14 protein-coding genes are annotated in these 16919 nt (G+C 72.3%); 2 read left to right on the top strand and 12 right to left on the bottom strand.

Annotated elements, in window-relative coordinates; translation table 11 throughout:
- Positions 1–14 precede the first annotated feature (14 nt).
- Positions 15–1388, bottom strand: coding sequence for an NAD(P)/FAD-dependent oxidoreductase (locus C8054_RS02555; RefSeq protein ID WP_107155047.1), 1374 nt, complete (start codon positions 1386–1388; stop codon positions 15–17).
- 94 nt (positions 1389–1482) lie between these two features.
- On the opposite strand from C8054_RS02555, the gene C8054_RS02550 reads away from it, so the two are divergent.
- The gene (locus C8054_RS02550; RefSeq protein ID WP_306766803.1) at positions 1483–2406 is read left to right on the top strand and encodes a helix-turn-helix domain-containing protein; all 924 of its coding nucleotides are present in this window, start codon (positions 1483–1485) and stop codon (positions 2404–2406) included.
- Positions 2407–2466: 60 nt separating this feature from the next.
- On the opposite strand, the gene C8054_RS02545 is transcribed toward C8054_RS02550, so the two are convergent.
- From C8054_RS02545 to C8054_RS02500, 11 genes are all read right to left on the bottom strand, one after another.
- Positions 2467–3261 (bottom strand): TIGR03084 family metal-binding protein, encoded by a 795-nt coding sequence (locus C8054_RS02545; protein ID WP_107155045.1) that lies wholly within the window; start codon positions 3259–3261, stop codon positions 2467–2469.
- Positions 3262–3281: 20 nt separating this feature from the next.
- A complete protein-coding gene (locus tag C8054_RS02540) occupies positions 3282–4919 on the bottom strand; it encodes a GMC family oxidoreductase N-terminal domain-containing protein (protein WP_107155044.1) in 1638 nt (545 codons plus the stop codon).
- Positions 4916–5476 carry a DUF5987 family protein gene (locus tag C8054_RS02535; protein WP_107155043.1) on the bottom strand — a complete coding sequence of 187 codons (561 nt, stop codon included), beginning with the start codon at positions 5474–5476 and terminating at the stop codon, positions 4916–4918. Before C8054_RS02535 ends, C8054_RS02540 begins: the two co-directional genes overlap by 4 nt.
- 10 nt (positions 5477–5486) lie before the next feature.
- Complete coding sequence (locus tag C8054_RS02530; RefSeq protein ID WP_107155042.1) at positions 5487–5933, bottom strand: SCP2 sterol-binding domain-containing protein; 447 nt, start codon at positions 5931–5933, stop codon at positions 5487–5489.
- On the bottom strand, positions 5930–6496 hold the full coding sequence (locus C8054_RS02525) for a carboxymuconolactone decarboxylase family protein (protein ID WP_107155041.1): 567 nt from the start codon (positions 6494–6496) through the stop codon (positions 5930–5932). Before C8054_RS02525 ends, C8054_RS02530 begins: the two co-directional genes overlap by 4 nt.
- A gap of 74 nt (positions 6497–6570) precedes the next feature.
- On the bottom strand, positions 6571–7314 hold the full coding sequence (locus C8054_RS02520; RefSeq protein WP_158273783.1) for a 4'-phosphopantetheinyl transferase superfamily protein: 744 nt from the start codon (positions 7312–7314) through the stop codon (positions 6571–6573).
- Positions 7311–7436, bottom strand: coding sequence for a hypothetical protein (locus C8054_RS33040; RefSeq protein WP_255562923.1), 126 nt, complete (start codon positions 7434–7436; stop codon positions 7311–7313). The genes C8054_RS02520 and C8054_RS33040 overlap by 4 nt, the downstream gene beginning before the upstream one ends.
- Positions 7437–7692: 256 nt before the next feature.
- Positions 7693–8196 carry a flavin reductase family protein gene (locus C8054_RS02515; RefSeq protein WP_107155039.1) on the bottom strand — a complete coding sequence of 168 codons (504 nt, stop codon included), beginning with the start codon at positions 8194–8196 and terminating at the stop codon, positions 7693–7695.
- A 19-nt stretch (positions 8197–8215) separates the two neighbouring features.
- Entirely contained in the window at positions 8216–8413 is a 198-nt protein-coding gene (locus tag C8054_RS02510; protein WP_107155038.1) for a hypothetical protein, read from the bottom strand.
- A 7-nt stretch (positions 8414–8420) separates the two neighbouring features.
- Entirely contained in the window at positions 8421–13970 is a 5550-nt protein-coding gene (locus C8054_RS02505; RefSeq protein ID WP_107155037.1) for a type I polyketide synthase, read from the bottom strand.
- Between the two features lie 2 nt (positions 13971–13972).
- Entirely contained in the window at positions 13973–14959 is a 987-nt protein-coding gene (locus tag C8054_RS02500; RefSeq protein ID WP_107155036.1) for a DUF1702 family protein, read from the bottom strand.
- 317 nt (positions 14960–15276) lie between these two features.
- On the opposite strand from C8054_RS02500, the gene C8054_RS02495 reads away from it, so the two are divergent.
- Positions 15277–16887, top strand: a complete 1611-nt coding sequence (locus C8054_RS02495; protein WP_107155035.1) for an FAD-binding oxidoreductase — start codon at positions 15277–15279, stop codon at positions 16885–16887.
- Positions 16888–16919: the final 32 nt, after the last annotated feature.

The following is a 16919-nucleotide window of genomic DNA, read 5'->3' as shown; positions in this document are numbered from 1 at the left end:
GGTGACCTCCGGAATCAGTCGTGTGCCGCTACGAGCGGCGCGGGGGCGGGGGCGGGACGGCCGGACAGCCGCAGCGTGCGCAGGATCCGACCGGGGCGGAGCAGGGCCGTCGGCTCGTCGATGAGACCGGCGACCCGCATCAGGGCGTTCGTGAGGCTGGCGTCGTGCACCGCCGCCCGCTGCACGCGGGTGACGTACGCGTTGATGAAGCGGATCTTCGCGCTGCGAGTGCCCGGCACGCCGGCGTAGCCGAGATCGGCTGTCGCCGCGAAGTCCCACGGCGAGTCGATCTCGCGGGCGATCTCGCGGAAGAACTCGATGGGCGACGGCACCGCGGACTTCTTGAGCTGGTCGGCCAGGGTGCGCGCCTCGATGGCGGCGACGGCCATGCCCTGGGCGTAGACGGGGTTGAAACTGCACACCGCGTCCCCCATCACCAGCAGGCCGTCCGGGAAACGGGTCAGGCGCTCGTAGCGGCGGCGGACGCTGGCCGGGAAGCGGAACATCACCGCGTCGTCGACCGGCTCGGCCGCGCGGACCGATTCGTAGATCTCCGGCACCGGCACCGAACGTACGAACTCGAGGAAGCCGTCGGGGTCGGTCGGCGGATGGTCGCCGAGCACGCCGGTGAGCGACAGCTCGACCAGTCCGTCGTCGCCGGGAAGTCGGTAGTAGAACGCGCCGCGCGGGTGCGACGGCGTGGCCGCCGCGATGATGGCGATGTCGCGGCCGAACGGGTCGCGCGGCACCCGGAAGTGCCGGGTGGTGTACGCGAGGTCCACCTTCACCTTGTCCTCGACGGGCCGGGCGTAGCCGAGCTCCTCGAGCCAGGCCGGGGTCCGCGATCCCCGGCCGGTGGTGTCGACGACCAGATCGGCCGTCAGCAGCTCGACGTCGGAACGACCGTCACGGGGCTGCACGCGGACACCGGTGACCCGGTCCGCGCCGGGTGTCGTGGCCAGCCCGACGATGTCGTGCTGCTCGAGAAAGCGGATGGTGCGCACCTTCTCGACGCGGTTGCGCACGACCCGCTCGATGACCGGCCGGGTGCACGGCACCGACAGCAGGCCGGTGCGGGCCGGGCTGAGCAGCATGCCGTTGAAGTACCAGCGGATGTCGCCGCTGAAGTCGCCGGGCCGGATGCCGGCCGCCTCCATGTCGCTGAGGAGGCCGGGGAACTGCTTCTCCAGGATCTGCTGGCCGCGGGCGACCAGGCCGTGCGCGTGGCGGCCGTGCGGAACGCCGCGGCGGGGACCGGTCACCCCCGCCAGCTCGTCGCGGTCCACCACCAGGACTTCCGGGTAGACTTCGGCGAGCACGTCGGCGGCGAGCAGGCCGGCCAGGCTGCCGCCGAGCACGACAGCGCGGGGTACGTGCTGCTCAGGCATAGCGATCTCGTCCTCACTGTGCGACCGTGAGCCCCGGCCGAGCCAGGGGCCAAGGCCAGCATCGGAGAATGCGGCGGGTCTGGCACCTTCCGCTGTGCTGCGGAAATATGACGGGACGGCGAGCCGACGACCGTGGCCGGGCTCGAGCGAGGCTCGACCGGGACTCGATCCGTGCCCCACCACCACGCGAGCCCATCCGGGCAAGGTGCTACCTGAAAGTGTTCAGGCACTCACGGGGGGTATCACATTGAACGGCGCCATCAAGTCCGCCATAGCCCGTATCTGGACGGACTACAGCGAGCCGTTGTCGCTGGACGAGATCGCCCGAAGCGCCATCCTCAGCCGGTTCCACTTCTCCCGGGTCTTCCGCCGGGCCACGCGGGTCTCGCCCGGACGATATCTGTCCGCCGTCCGCATCTACCAGGCCAAGCGCCTGCTCGCCACGACGACGCTGAGCGTCACCGACATCTCCTTGGCCGTCGGCTACAACAGTCTGGGCTCGTTCACCAACCACTTCACCGACAGCGTCGGCACGTCGCCCAGCCGATTCCGTCGCATGTGGGTCGAGGGCATGCGCGGGACGCCGCAGTCCGACCAGCGGGCGCCGGGCACCGGTGGCACCATCACCGGAACAGTGACCCTGCCCTCCGGGTTCGCCACCGCCCAGGTCTACATCGGCACCTTCGAGACGCCGATCGTCCAGCGCCGGCCGGCGACGTCGACCGTCGTCGAGGCGGCGGCTGGTCGGCACACCCGCTTCTGCCTCCCGGACGTGCCCCCCGGGCAGTGGTACATCCGGGCCGTGGCCACCGCCGACAGCGCCGACCCGGAACCGTGGACGCGGCGCTCCATGCTGCTGGGCGACGTCGATCCGGTCGAGGTGTCCGACATGTCGACAAGCGTGGTCGGCATCGTGCTGCGCCCTCGGCGGGAGACCGACCTGCCCGTCCTCTACGCGATCCCGGACCTGGAGACCGGGAGCCTGGGCGGTCCCGTGCGGACCAGACAACGCGCATGAGGCCACGGCGAAAAGTCCGCCTCCACGACATACTCGTGGAGGCGGACTTCTTCGTCTGTGTCACCTGGCGAACTGACCGGGCCGTCGTCCCGGCCCGGCAGGCCCGCGGTAGGCCTGGGCGACGTCCAGCCAGCGGTCGGCCTCCGCGCCCTTGGCGATCAGGGCCAGGTCGTCGCGGTGCCGGCGACGACTGACGAGCAGCGCGAAGTCGACGGCCGGCCCGGTCACCCGCTCGGTCGCGTCGGCCGGTCCGAACTCCCAGACCACCCCGGACGGACCGGACAGCTCGACCCGGAACTCCTCGGCCGGCGGTGTCAGCCCGTGCGCGTGGTAGCCGAAATCGCGGGTGCGGACGCCGAACCAGGCCAGATGACCGATCCGGTCGGTCAGCGGACGGGTGCGCCCGAGCGCGTCGGCGATGTCCTGGCCGTGGCCGAACAGCTCCATCATGCCCGCCGCGGCCAGCACCGCCGGCGGCAACGGTGTGACCAGCCAGGGCACGGTGGCCGTGGGCTCAACGGCCGCGAGCGCCTCGGCCGCCGTGGTGCGCTCCTGCCGCCACCGGTCCACGAGTTCGTCCGGGGAGAGCTTGAGATAGGGGATGAGGGCCGCCTCCACCGCGCCCTGGAAGTCCCGCTTGGCCTCGGCCACCTGGGCGGCGAACGCATCCGGCTCACCGGCCGACAGCGCTGCCAGTCGGGACACGAAGGCCAGGTGGGCGACCTGGTGTTTGACCGTCCACCCCGGGGCGGGGGTGGGCGTCGACCACTCGGCGTCGCTGAGGCCGAGCACCAGCGCCTCGACGTCGTCGCCGTCGGCGGTCAGGTCGTCGTAGACGGTTGTCAGACTTGACATGGTTCCTCCAGGTGATTCGCCTATACCGAGGGGACGGTCACGGGCCGACTGGCGCGGGCCGCCGGCGGGAGCGCCCCGAGGTAGCGCACGTCGACGCCGCGGGCCCGGGCGGCCCGAACGATGCCCGGCACGGCCCGCTCGGCCAGGGCGGCGATGGTGAACGCGGGATTGACCGTCAGCGCCCCGGGCACGGCCGAGCCGTCGGTCACGAAGATGCCGGGATGGTCGCGCAGCTCGTTCATGTCGTCCAGGGCCGAGGTCGCGGGGTCGTCGCCCATGCGGCACGACGCCAGCGGATGCACCGTGTAGGCCCCGATGACGTCGTTGGTCCACGGCATCACCCGGGCCAGGCCGTCCCGCTCCAGGATGTCGCGGATGTCGGCGTCGGCCAGGGCCCACCCGTGCCGCGTGTTGGCCGTCGGCTCGTACCGCAGGTTGCTCCGGCTGAGCATCTGCATCGAGATGCGGTCGGCGTTGCCGGTCACCGGCGGCGGCCCGAAGACGCCTTCGTTGTCGTCCTCGGACATGATGAAGATGGTCAGCCACGACTGCCAGCGCCGCAGGATCTCCTTCTTGTCGGTCCCGAACCAGCTCGGTCCGACCGCGTCAGGTGCCTGCGCGAGAATCGTGCCGAAGCCCGGCGGGAAGTAGAGCTGCTCGAGCGAGTAGCGGCTGAACTCGGGCAGCGAGCCGTCGAGCCGGTCCCAGCTCGCCGCGGACGGACCCCGGCCGATCTGGTTGGCCGCGTAGGCCAGGCCGTCACCACGGTCGAGGCCGAGCACCTCGCGCACCCGGTCCTCGTTGAGCACTGCCGTGTTGAGCCGTTCCCCGTTGCCGGAGAAATAGCGCCCGACCGCGGCCGGCATGGCCCCCAGCTGCTCCTCGGAGCGTTGCAGGATGACCGGCGTCGCGGCTGCGCCGGCCGCGACCACGACCACCTTCGCCTCGATGGCCCCGGCGCCGACCTGCACCCGGTAGTCGACCGGGTCGACCACCGTGTAGTGCACCCGGAAATCGCCGCCGGGGGTGCGCTCGATGCGCTGCACCTCGTGCAGGGGCAGGATCCGGGCACCGTGCCCGACGGCGGCCGGCAGGTAGTTGAGCAGCAACGAACGCTTCGCGTCGAACTTGCAGCCGGACATCATCCAGTTGCAGTTGGTGCACAGCTCGGTGTCGATCGCGGCGGCGACCGGATTGGCCGTACGGCCGGCGTGGTTGCAGGCCGCGGCGAACACACCGCCGGCATAGGTGACATCGTCCCAGTTGCTCCGGGTGATCGGCAGAGCCTGGGCGACCCGGTCGTACCAGGGCTCGAGCGTCTCCCGCGTGACGGCGGCGGGCCACATCCGCCGCCCCAGGCTGCCCTGCCGCTCGAACACGAAACGCGGCGCGCGGGGCATGGCCGCGAAGTAGACGACGCTGCCGCCGCCGACGCAGTTGCCGCCCAGCACGTTCATGCCCTCACCCATGGTGAACTCGAACGCTGCGGTCGACGACGAACCGAACTTGAAGTCGTGATCGAACTCGTCGGCGGTCAGCCACGGTCCCCGTTCCAGGACCGTGACCGAGGCGCCACCGGCGGCCAGATGATAGGCGGGGATCGCGCCGCCGAAACCACTCCCGACGACCACGACGTCGGTCTGCTTGAACGCTGTCACTGGGGATCACCTCTCGGGGTCGTCCGCGGATGGATCGCGGCGAGGGGGCGGCCGTACGAGAATCGGGGAAACCGCCAGAGGCCGTCTGGATCGGGCGGCATGAAGCCCATGGTGGTCAGACCGGGATGGCCCGCCGCCAGCGCGTCTGTCGTGTGCATGTGCGCTCCGGTGTCCCAGGCCATGGAGCTGAACATGGCCAGGGCCACCCACAGCTCCCGCTCCGGGTGCCCCGGGTCCAGCAGCTCCCGGGCCAGCGCGATCCGGTCGGCGAACTCCATCGCCACGAACGGCGGCACCGTCGGCTCCGGAGTGAGGCCGACGCGGGCCGCATAGTCACGCGCGTGCTCGTTCAGTCCGTCAGCCAGGCTGTCCAGGGTGTCGGCCAGGCCGCCCTCCGGGGAGAGCATCAGCTCGATCGCCCCGGAGGCGACGGCGCCCCCGCCGGTCGCGGCGCCGGCGATCGCCCGGTCGTCCGGGCCGCGTTTCTCGCCGGGGATGATGGTGTCGGCGAAAGCTTCCAGTGTGTGCACCTGGTCGATCGTCAAAGTCGTGTCCATGGTTCCTCCCTCACGGCCGGGGCGTGTCGAAGAACGCCGAGAACCGCGTGGTCAGGCCAAGATCCCCACGGGCCTTCATCCGTCCTCGCAGGAACAGCATCTTCGGGTTCGTGTTGCCGGTGACCATCTTGAGGAAGTCGACCGGTCCCAGAGTGAGGGTCAGTCGAGGCGTACGGACCGGCTCCACCGACACCGCGAGCGCTCCCCTCGAGATCACCAGCTCCAACACGTCGGCGCCGCCGTCGGGCCGACCGGTCACCTTCCAGTGCACGACCGCCTCGAGATCGCCGGCACGCTCGGGCAGGAAGACCGCAGGCAGGTCGGCCACGATGTCGGCGATGAGCGACGCGCGACGCGGCGATCGCATCAGTTCCAGCAGTTGCTCGTCGGTGGCCGCCTTGACCTGCCGGGCGAAGGCCAGGCGGTCGTCCAGCGGACTCGTGTCGATCGGGCTCATCCGTCACCCCGCATGTCTGGCGACACGTCGTAGCCGATGGCGGCGACCATCTGGGCCATCGCGGCGTACTGGCTGCTGTCCTGGCCGGGCTGCGTGCCCAGCCCGTCGACGTAGCGGTTGAACATGCAGAACGCCGCGGCGATCAGCACCGTGTCATGGATCTCGACGTCGGTCGCCCCGGCCGCCTTGGCCCGGCTCACCAGGGACGGGCTCACCTCACGCCCACCCTGCTGCACGGCGGCGGCGATCGGCAGCAGCGCCTTCATCAGCGTCGAGATCGGGGCCGAGCCGGGGTCCGCGTGCACATCGGCCACCAGGGCGGAGCCGCCCTCGAGCTGTTCCGCCGCGAAGGCCGAATGCGCGTCGCGGCAGAAATCGCACCGATTCAGGCCGGACACGTATGCGGCGATCAGCTCGCGGTCACCCCGCGACAACGAGTTCGGCGCGACGAGCAGCACGTTGACCAGATCTTGCAGGGGGCCTCCGGTCTGCGGCCGGTAGGCGACGAGACCCAGAATTCCGGGTAACGTGCTCTCGTCGACTCCCAGATCGATGTACGCCACGGATTTCACCGTCTTTCGTCGGCGTCGACGGGACGACGCGGTTGCCATGACCGTGGCACGGCTGCCACGGCTGTTCAGCTTCCACCGTGCCGTTCCGCCGTGGCCGCGAACGCGTCCAGGCCGTCCAGCTCGATGACGCGGACGGGCCGCGCGGTGAGCACCGTGACCGCGCCGAGATAGCCCGGCTCGGCCCGCAGGTCGGCGATCCGGGTCGTCCCCGGCAGTTCGGGCCGGCCAGCGAATCCGGTCAGCCGGGCCGGGCCGTACGGCGCCCCGACCGTCACCCCCGGCATGGGGATCCGCAGGCCGTCCCCGGTCGCCTTGAGCACCGCCTCCTTGCGCGTCCAGCAGCGGAGGAACGCCTCGACGCGGGCCGATCGACCGCGCACCGCGCGGAACGCCGGACGCTCGGCCGCGCCGAGCACGAACGGCACCATGGCGTCGACGTCGATGTCGGCGTCGACCTGCTCGACGTCGACCCCGACGGGTGCGTCCGCGCACAGCGCCACCGCTACCCGGTCACCCGAGTGCGAGAGGGAGACGTACGGCGTGCCCCCGGCCACCACGGGGCGACCGTGCAGCCGCCGGCAGTCCGGGCACGCCCGGAGGATCTCGACCCCGCCCGGATCGCCTCCGGACGTCACCGCCACCGCGACCTTGACCAGCGCGGTGGCCGTGACGAACCGTCGTCGCGCCGCGCCGCGGTGGATCGATTCGGCGCGGGCCCGTTCCGGCTCGCTCAGCAGCTCCTCGCACCACCGGGGAGCGTGCGCCGGGTCGAGCCACCACACCTGACAGTCGGTGACGACCGGCGTCACACCGGTTGCGGGGCCGGCGCCTGGCGGCGCTCCCGTCGCCACGCGATCCACCACGTCAGGCCCCGGCCGAGACAGACCAGCGTCGTCGCGACGAGCAGGGTGCAGGCGGCCGGGTCGAGCACGGCCGGCTCGTCGGTACCGCCGGCGGCCGGGGCCGCTGCGCCACCACGAACAGTGTGGTGGCCGGGACGAGGACGAAGAGCGCGGGAGCGCGTCCTCGGACCACCATGACAGGGCTTGATCGCATGGGAACCTCTCGTCCCGACGACATCTGGCCTCACCCGGCGTCGGACGGGTGCAGCGGACACTGCCGGACAGATCGTGCATGCTGCGCGGGTCCGCTCTCTTCTCGCGCAATGCTCGACAACCTGGCCACGATCAGGCCGCGGGCCGCAGTTCGCCGTTCAGAAACAGCAGCGCGTCGTCGCCCGGCCGGCGCCACGTGGCGAGGATCCGCCCGATGTAGATGGTGTGGTCCCCCGCTTCGTGGCTCTCGTGCAGCGCGCATTCCAGGTGGGCCAGCGAACCCTGGATGAGGGGCGCGCCGCTGCACGCCCCGAACGACCAGGGCACGGCGTCGAACTGGTCCCGCCCGACCGGCCGGCGCTTGTCGGCGAAGTAGCGCGCGACCCCGGTCTGGTCGGCGGCCAGGATCGACACCGCGAACGCCGGGTGCTGCTCCAGGACGTCGTGCATGAGCGCGTCGCGCTCCACGCAGACCAGGATCAGCGGTGGGTCCAGAGAGACCGCGGTGAAGGAGTTGGCGGTCATGCCGTGCGGAATCTCGCCGCCCACCGTCACCACGGTGACCCCGGTCGCGAACGCGCCGAAGACCCGGCGCAGGGACGCCTTCTCGAAGACGGTCTCCTGAAGCCCTTCCATGTCCCCCTCCACCGGCCGCCTAGGCATCGCGCCGCAGTGCTCTGGCCAGCGCCTCCGGCACCCGGGCCGGAACCGTCCGGGTGTTGGGCCCGCGCCTGCGAAGGAAGATCTCCCGGCACCGGCCCTGCCACCGCAGATGGTTGACGTGATGGACGTTGCCGACCATGTTGGTTTCGTCGAACCCCACGGTGTGGCGGTATTCGTCGTATTTCTCCACGACCCGTTCACGCTCCTCCGCTCGCGACGGCCACGACTACCTGTTCCGGCCGCCCGGACAGTCGCGTGACCAGGGTGGCGACCCGTCCGTCGCCGCGGCCGAGCACGACCCAGCCGGCCGGCCCAGCCGTGATCACCTGCCAATCCCCCGCCCCGGCCGCCTCGACCCGCGTCGCCGCGGCGTCGAGTGGCTCCCCGGCCGCCTCGGCCACCCGCTGGGCGAGGTCCAGCCGCGGGCCGAGCCGATCGGCCCACTCCCGTGCGGTCCGGTCGATCACCGGCACGGGTTCCGCCCCGGCCCCACTCGGCGACCCCAGCAGCTCCTCGGCCGCGCGTTCCACATAGCAGCCGAGCAGAACCGGGTGCCAGGGGCCGGAGCCGTCGCCCCTGCGCACGGCGCGCAGGCGCAGGCCCTCCCACCGCTCGACGACCCGGCCGCCGTCGTCGCGCAGCGCGACGTCGTAGACGTAGGTGTCACCGTCCCGCGACCGCTCGGTGGCCTGGAACCGCAACGCCGCGGCGTCGTGCATGGCCGCGCCGGCCGGCACGATCCGGTCGATCCCCTGCGGCAGCAGTGTGGCGTCGGGCACGCAGACCTGGTTGCCGTGCATCATCGCGTCCCGCACACCTGGGTCGCCGAGCAGCAGCGTCGACGGCAGGTAGGACGCGAACCAGTCGGTCGCGGGGTCGGCTGCGACGTCGACGTCGACGTCACGTGCCTCGGCCCGGTGATAGGTCCGCAGCCGCTGGAACCGGCGGCCCTGGAACAGGATCGGGCCGTAGAGGTCGATCGCCGGGTCGAGCGGCACGGCGGCACGGCCCGGCCCGACGGGTTCCGGCGACCCGGCCGCCGGGGTCGTCGCGTCGAAACGCAACCGGGCCCGGAAATGGTCGGCCTCGAAAGCGGTCTCCTCGCTGCGCACCGCGACCTCGACGACGTCCGGCCCGGTGACCACGGCCCCGACCCGGATCCGGGTGCTGCCGTGCGGCGGCACGACGATCGGCCGCAGGAACTCGGCGTCGTCCACCACCGGCGCGCCGGTGGCACCGGTGACGGCCGCCGCCACCTGGGCCATGGCCTCCATGCCGAAGACGGCCGGGAAGAGCTGGTTGCCGTCGAGCAGGTGGTCGGCGAGGTAGAGGTCCGTGCCCGCGTTCAGCTCGACCTCGCAGACGAGTTCCACACCCGGATAACGCACCAGCGGGCGGTCGACGAACCGCAGCAGCGGCAACTCGGGCTCGTCGTAGCGCATCGTGCCGATGCCGTGGGTCCGGCCGCTGATCACCACCGTCGCGGGGCTGTCGGGGTCGGCCAGCAGGCGCCGGAGCACAGCGATGCCCTGATCGGGCGGGATGGCGCTGACCCCGTCGCGGTCGAGCGCGTCGACCACGCCGAGCTTCTCGCCCATGCCGACGCCCGACCATACCGACCACTCGAGGCAGAGGGTCCGGCAGTGCGGGTGCAGTCGGCCGAACTCGGCGGTGGCGTCGTCCAGCCACTCGTTCGCCGTGGCGTAGTGCGCCTCGCCGGGCAGCCCGGCGCGGCCGATGATGCTGCCCAACGACACCAGCAACCGCAACTGCTGCGGATCGATCGCGGCCAGCACCGCGCGCAGACCGTCGACCTTGGGTGCGAGCGTCCGGGCGAACGCGTCACGGTCCAGCGTGACCAGCGACGCCGGCTCGTTGCGGCCGGCGCCGTGCAGCACCGCGGTGATCGGGCCGAGGCTGGCACCGAGGGCAGCCACCGCGCGCTGGACCGAGGCATGATCGGTGATGTCCGCCTGTGCGTACTCGACCACGATGCCGGCCTCGGCCATCCGCCGCAGGCCGGCCGCCAGCTCGGAGTCGCGGGCCGGGTCGGAACGGCCCAGCAGAGCCAGCCTGGCCCCGCTGTCGCTGGCCATGGCCAGTGCGCACTCGGCCGTGATGCCCTTGCCGCCACCGGTCGCCAGCAGCACGTCCGCCGAGGTGAGGGCCGGAACCGTCCGGGCCGGTTCGAACGGCAGCACCCGCAGCCGCGGGGTGCGGCGCACACCGTCCGCGTCATAGCACACCTCGGCGAACGACTCCGTCGCCGCGGTCTCGGCCGTCACGCGGGCCACCGCGTCGTCGCCGGTGGCCAGGTGCACCACCGTGACCCGGGTCGCCGGCGACTCCAGGTGCAACGTCTTGGCCAGCCCGGCCGCGCCCCGGCCGTGCTGCACGAGCACGAACCGCCGGTCGGGCGCGCCCGCCAGCACCACCTTGGCGGCGCGCAGCGCCAGGTCGAGGTCGTCCGGGCCGCAGTTCGGCGGCAGGCAGACCAGGACGCCCGCGCCCAGCCGGGCCCGCGTCAGGCTGTCGCTCAAGTCGCCGGCGAACGGGTGACCGTCGGGCGAGAAGACCTGCCACGCGCCGTCGGCGGCGGGCGCGACGCGCGACGGGACCGGCGCGACGTCGAGGTCGACCGACCAGGGCCGGACCCAGGGCGCCGCCCCTTCCGGCACGGCCGACCGGGCCGGCGCGGCCGTCCCGGCGGTGCCCGACAGGGCATCGTACGCGTCCGCGAGCTCCTGCACGGTCGAGGTGGCGAAGTTCGCCGGCGCCTGCCCGGCCGGCACCCCGAGCCGGCTGGCCACCTGGTTGACGATCTGACCGACGGTGATCGAGCTCAGGTGCAGGTCGTCGAGCAGCCGGCTGTCCGGGCGCACCAGGTCGAGCGGCAGCTCGGCCCGTTCGGCGGCCAGCTGCCGCAGCAGCTTCAGGCTGGAGGCCGTGGGCTCGGCAGTCGTGGCCGCCGGGGCGTCGGCCGGAGCCGCAGGGGCCGGAGCGGCCGGAGCGGCCGCCGGGACCGCCGCGCCGATGCTGACGGTCGGGACCGCCTCGCACGGGCTGGCGAAGAACGACTGTTCGGCCCCGACCTCGAGGTTTCGGGTCAGGCGGCCGTGGAACAGCCGCGAGTCGACCTCGGTCGCGCCGACGACGAACGCGGCCCCGACCACCCGTAGCACACCGGTCAGCGACTCGTCGTCGGTGTCGAGCGCCACCGAGCGCAGGTCGGCCGAGGCGGCCAGTCCCGAGAGCACCCGGCCCGGGCCGACCTCGATCAGCAGGTCGACCTCCTTGGCGGCCAGCGCGACCGCCTGCTGGAACAGCACCGGACCGGTGATCTGGTCGCGCAGCAGCGCGGTGAGGTCGGCGTCGGCCGGCAGCAGTTCGCCGGTCGCGGTCGACATCACCCGACCGGTCAGCGGCGTCCAGACGTGGTCGTCGATCGCGGCGCCGAAGACCACCGCCGCGTCGGCGACCAGGGGTGAGTGGAACGCGTGCGACACGGGCAGCCGGCCGGCGTTGTACCCGGCCTGCCGAGCCCGGTCACAGGCCGCCTCGACCGCCTCGACCGGCCCGGAGACGACGGTCTGCCGGGGTCCGTTGGCCGCGGCGATCACCACCTCCGTGCCGCCGATCAACTTCTCGACGTCAGCGGTGGGCGCGCTGATCCGGGCCATCGTGCCGGCCATGCCGTGCTCGCTGACGGCCCGGCCACGCAGCACGGCCAGGCGCAGCAACGCGTCCTCGTCCATGCCCCCGGCCCAGTGCAGGGCCGTGAGCTCGCCGAGGCTGTGGCCGACGGCCACTGAGGCGCGCAGGCCGAGCGCGGTGAGGACCCGCAGGCCGGCGACCGAGCCGGCGACGATCCGCGGCTGCGCCACCTCGGTCGCCACCATGTCGCCACCGGTGGGCAGCGCGGCCTTGGCGAACACGGCGTCCGCCTCGGCGAACCGGCGCCGGATCGCGCCGCCGCTGGTGCCCCGGCCCGAGCCTTGGCCAGGGAACAGGAAGCCGAGCTGGCCGCGCTTGGGGAAGTGGCCGAGCAGGGTGCGGCCGTCCGTGCTGAACGCGGTGGTCTCCCCCGCCTCGACCTTCTCGAGCAGACTGCGCAGGCGCTCCGTGGCGTCCTCGGGCGACCGGGTCACCACCGCCGCGCGGTAGGGCAGGCCGCGCAGCTGCCGCTGCAGGGTGGCGGCCAGGTCACCGAGCTGGGCGTACGACAGGACGGGCACGAACTCGGTCAGATGCCGCAAGCGGTCGGCCAGCTCGGCGGCCGAGCCGGCGTCGACCAGCAGCAGTTCACAGTCCTGGATGGCCGCCGCGATCGCCCGGCTGCGGATGTCGAATCCGTTGCGCCGCTGCGTGTTCTCGAGCACGACGTGCGTGTTGATGCCCCCGAAGCCCATGGCGGTCACGCCGGCGCGCACCGGGGCGTCGGCCGGCCACGCCTCGGCCTGCCGCAGCACCCGCAGCGTCGCGTCCGGCGCGGTCAACAGGTCGTGGGGGTCGTTGCAGCCCAGCGCGGGCGGTAGCACCTGGTGGCGCACGGCCATCGCGGCCCTGATCAGGCCGGCCACACCGGCGGCGGCCTTGGTGTGGCCGATCATCGCCTTGACCGAGCCGATCACGGCCGGCGTCCCGGTGGCCCCGGCCGAACGCCGCGCTTCCGACAACGCCCGCAACTCGGTCGCGTCGCCGACCGGCGTGCCGGTGCCGTGTCCCTCGAACAGGGCCACCGTCTCGAGGCCGAACCCGGCCCGCTCGTACGCCCGCCGCACCGCCAGCTGGTAGCCGCTGAGCTCGGGCCGGGTCATGCCGCCCCGGCCGTCCGACGCCATGCCCCAGCCGGCCACCGAGGCGATCACACGCCGGCTGTCGCGGGCGTCCTCCTCGCGCATCAGCACGACCATGCCGCAGCCCTCGCCGGGCCAGAACCCGTTGGCGCCGCGGTCGTAGACCTTCATCTCGCCCCGGGCCAGCGCCCCGGTCTTCGCGAACCCGATCATCTCGAACGGGTCGATCGACAGGTCGACGCCGCCGGCCACGGCCACGTCGACAGTGCCGTCCACCAGGGCGTTGCAGGCAGTCACCACGGACAGCAGCGACGATGAGCAGGCGCCGTCGACGGTGAAGCCACCGCCGTTGAGGTCGAAGTAGTTGCAGATACGACCGGCGATCGTGTTGGACAGGCCACCGGCCAGGGTGTCCTCGTCGACGTCCGGGAACGGGGCCTTGTACGTCTGTTCGAGCTCGGCCAGGAAGGCGCCGAGCCGGTCGTCGTCCCAGCCCTCCCGCCGCAGCGCCCCGGCCACCGTACGCCGGACGAACGGCCAGCGCAGGCGCATCTGCCCGGCCCGCGAGAACTCGCCGGTGAGGCTGTTGCCCACCACCACGGCCGTCCGCTCCCGGGGCAGACCCGCGCCGTCCGGGAAGCCGGCGTCGGTCAGCGCCTGCGCGGCGACGTCGAGGGCCAGCCAGTGGGTCAGGTCGGTCGACCGGTAGGTGCTGCCGGCCACCTTGAACGCCACCCTGTCGAATTGGTAGCCCTCGATGACGGCGGCCGTCCGAGCGTAGAAGCGGTCGGGCGCGGCGGGGTCGGCCGCCCAGTAGTCGTCGAGGTTCATCCGTTCCGACGGCAGCCGCCGGAACGCGCGGCGTCCGGCGAGGGCGTTCTCCCACAGCTCGCGTGGGCTGTCGGCGTCCGGATAACGGCAGGCCATCCCGACTATCGCGATGCGGGTCACGTCTACTCCGTGGCGGTCAGGTCGAGGTGGCCGGATCGCACAAAGGCCTCCGAGACCCGCCGGCGCCAGACTTCGTACGCCGGCATCGGGCCGTCGGCCGGAAGACCCGTCATCGCCTCGTCGGTCACCTGCTGGGCCAGCGCCACCGGCTGGCCGCAGAAGATCTGGGTGGCCGTCTCGTTGTGCGGACGGATCAGGTTGGCTCGGGCTCGCGCGCCGGCGGCGAAGGCCGCGCCCTGCGCCAGCTGCGCCCGGTAGTCGCGGCCGTGCTCCCAGAGCGCGGTCAGCTCCGCCTCGCTGGCACCGCCGGCGTACGTGGCGGCCAGCCCGACCCCGCTCCAGAGGTCGGCCCGGCGGCGGCTCGGGAACCGCTCGACCAGGCCCGCCACGACGCCGGGGTCGGTGCCGCCGATGAACCACAGCGCCCGGCCGATGCCCTGGTCGACGGCGCGGGGTGCGTAGTCCCGCGACGTCGTTTCCGGCCAGGGCGGCGAGCCGGTCTCGTACTGGCCGAAGACGTAGCGCCCGGTGTGGAAGTAGGCCTGGTGAAACCCGTAGCCGTCGAGCACCAGCCAACGCAGCAGCGGATCCCGGGCGTACAGGGAGGGCCACCGCACGCGGGGCACCCGCGCCATCGCCCATCCGACGCCGACGTAAGCCATGTAGACGTGGTCGGCGCCGACGCCGTCCAGGAACCGCTCGACGTTGCGCCCGCCCGGGCGCAGCGCGTCGCGGACGGCGAAGGCCATGGCCGCGCCCTCGTACGCGAAGCCGCGGAACCGGGCCGGCACGGCCGCCAGCGGCGCCTCGACCTCGGCCGGTGTGCGCGCCTCGGCCGCGATCGCGTAGCCGTCGAGGAACGAGCCACCGATGGACTCCAGAAGCGTGCGGGCCTCAGTGCTCTTGACGTGGAAGCCACGGACATCCAACCGGATGGCGGATCGGCTGGGTGTCATCACCCTGCGGCGAATTACTCGAAGAGCTTTCATCGGTGGGCCACTCCTGTGCCGCTAGACGACAGACAAGGATCTCGATGCGCGCCGGCCAAGTGACCCGAGCCTGACAAGGCGCCGGTGGAGTGTCTTCTTTGGTGTTGCCGGGAGCTGTCGCGACGCCGGCCCGTCCCGCCACCGCCGCGGGAGATCGCCGGCCGCCGCGCAACCCGTGAGATGCGCCGGTCTCGATCGCGTCACCATCGTGTAAGCGGGTCGACTGGCAGCATCGCTTTCCTGACCTCGCCGGACGGAACCAGTGGCAGCTGGGTTGACGCCTCGGCACCACGCTCACCGTCCGAGGAGAACCCGCCATGTCCGAACACACCCGCCGTCAGGTTCTGCGTACCGCCGCGGTGGCGGCCGGTCTGGCCGCCGCGCAGACCGTCGTGGCGCCGGTAGCGGCGGGCGGCAGCTTCCCGCCCGGCGGTGCCGCCGGCGACTGCCCGCCCCCCATCGGGCCGGTGACCGTGCGCCCGACCGACGTCCGCTACGAGGAGCTGGTCCAGGGGCGCAACAAACGGTATACGGCCAGTCCGGACTACGTGCGCGTGGTCGGCTCGACGTCGCAGGTCGTCCAGGCGGTACACGACGCGGTCCGGGCCGGACAGCGGGTGGTGGTCCGCGGCGGTGGGCACTGCCTGTCCGACTTCGTCGACAACCCGGCCGTTCGGGTCATCATCGACCTGGCCGGGATGACGCAGGTCTACTTCGACCCGGCCCGTAACGCCTTCGCCGTCGAGGCCGGCGCGACCCTGGCCGAGCTGTACCGCCGGCTGTTCTTCGGCTGGGGGGTCACCGTCCCGGCCGGCTGGTGCGCGATGGTAGGTGTCGGCGGGCACATCGCCGGCGGCGGATACGGCGTGCTGTCCCGTGAGTACGGCCTCGTCGCCGATCACCTCGAGGCCGTGGAAGTGGTGGTGGCCGACCGACTCGGCCGGGTCAGGTCCGTGGTGGCCACTCGGGATCCGGCCGATCCCCACCACGACCTGTGGTGGGCACACACCGGCGGCGGTGGCGGGAACTTCGGCATCGTCACCCGGTACTGGCTGCGCACACCCGGCGTCCGCGGCAACGATCCCGGTACCCTGCTGCCGCCGGCGCCGGCCAAGACCCTCGACTACTCCTGCGCGTGGCCGTGGGAGGGGATGGACGAGCAGAAGTTCGCCCGGTTGGTGCGCAACCACAGTCGGTGGTGCGAGGAGAATGCCGCACCGGGACTGGCCAGCAGCCGGCTCTACGGTGGGCTGGACCTCAACCGTCGGCAGACCGGCGCGCACATGCTGATCGGCCAGGTCTTCGGCCCGGACGCCGAGCAGCTGCTGGACGACTTCATCGCCGCGCTCAGCGACGGCGTCGGCGCGCCGCAGGACGTCCGCAAGGATTGGAAGCCGTGGATGACCGCTGTGGAGGGCAGCGCGGACGACTCCCAGAAGGTGCGGTTCCGGATGAAGTCCGGCTACCTGCGGTCCCGGTTCACCGAGACCCAGATATCGACGATCTACCGACTGCTCACCGAGCCGGGTAACGAGGGCCTGCTGGTCGGCAACGTGGGCCTGAGCACCTATGGCGGAAAGATCAACACCGTGCCGTCGACGGCCACGGCGACGGCCCACCGCAACGCCGTCATCGGACTGACGTACCTGGCGGCGTGGACCGATCCGGCGTTGGACGCGGCGCACGACGCCTGGCTCCGCGATTTCTACCACCAGGTGTACGCCGACACCGGCGGCGTGCCTCACCCGCTGGACGGCGCCTACATCAACTACCCGGACAACGACCTCGCCGACCCGGCCATCAACCGATCAGGCGTCCCCTGGTCCACCCTGTACTACCGGGACAACTACCCCCGCCTGCAGCGGGTCAAGGCCCAGTACGACCCCTTGGACGTGTTCCACCACGCGCTCGCCGTGCGGCCCGCCTGACAGCGGTCGGCCCGCGTCGCCGGAACCAGCAT

Source organism: Micromonospora sp. RP3T, assembly GCF_003027925.1.
Classification (GTDB): domain Bacteria; phylum Actinomycetota; class Actinomycetes; order Mycobacteriales; family Micromonosporaceae; genus Micromonospora.
The sequence above is the reverse complement of the archived record's forward strand: the minus strand, read 5'-3'. Positions and strand labels throughout refer to the sequence as shown.

Coding starts and splice junctions, on each gene's coding strand:
- C8054_RS02535 (WP_107155043.1), bottom strand. CDS start 5,476: ATGGACACGACTTTGACGATCGACCAGGTGCACACACTGGAAGCTTTC.
- C8054_RS02545 (WP_107155045.1), bottom strand. CDS start 3,261: ATGTCAAGTCTGACAACCGTCTACGACGACCTGACCGCCGACGGCGAC.
- C8054_RS02495 (WP_107155035.1), top strand. CDS start 15,277: ATGTCCGAACACACCCGCCGTCAGGTTCTGCGTACCGCCGCGGTGGCG.
- C8054_RS02555 (WP_107155047.1), bottom strand. CDS start 1,388: ATGCCTGAGCAGCACGTACCCCGCGCTGTCGTGCTCGGCGGCAGCCTG.
- C8054_RS02515 (WP_107155039.1), bottom strand. CDS start 8,196: ATGGAAGGGCTTCAGGAGACCGTCTTCGAGAAGGCGTCCCTGCGCCGG.
- C8054_RS02500 (WP_107155036.1), bottom strand. CDS start 14,959: ATGAAAGCTCTTCGAGTAATTCGCCGCAGGGTGATGACACCCAGCCGA.
- C8054_RS02530 (WP_107155042.1), bottom strand. CDS start 5,933: ATGAGCCCGATCGACACGAGTCCGCTGGACGACCGCCTGGCCTTCGCC.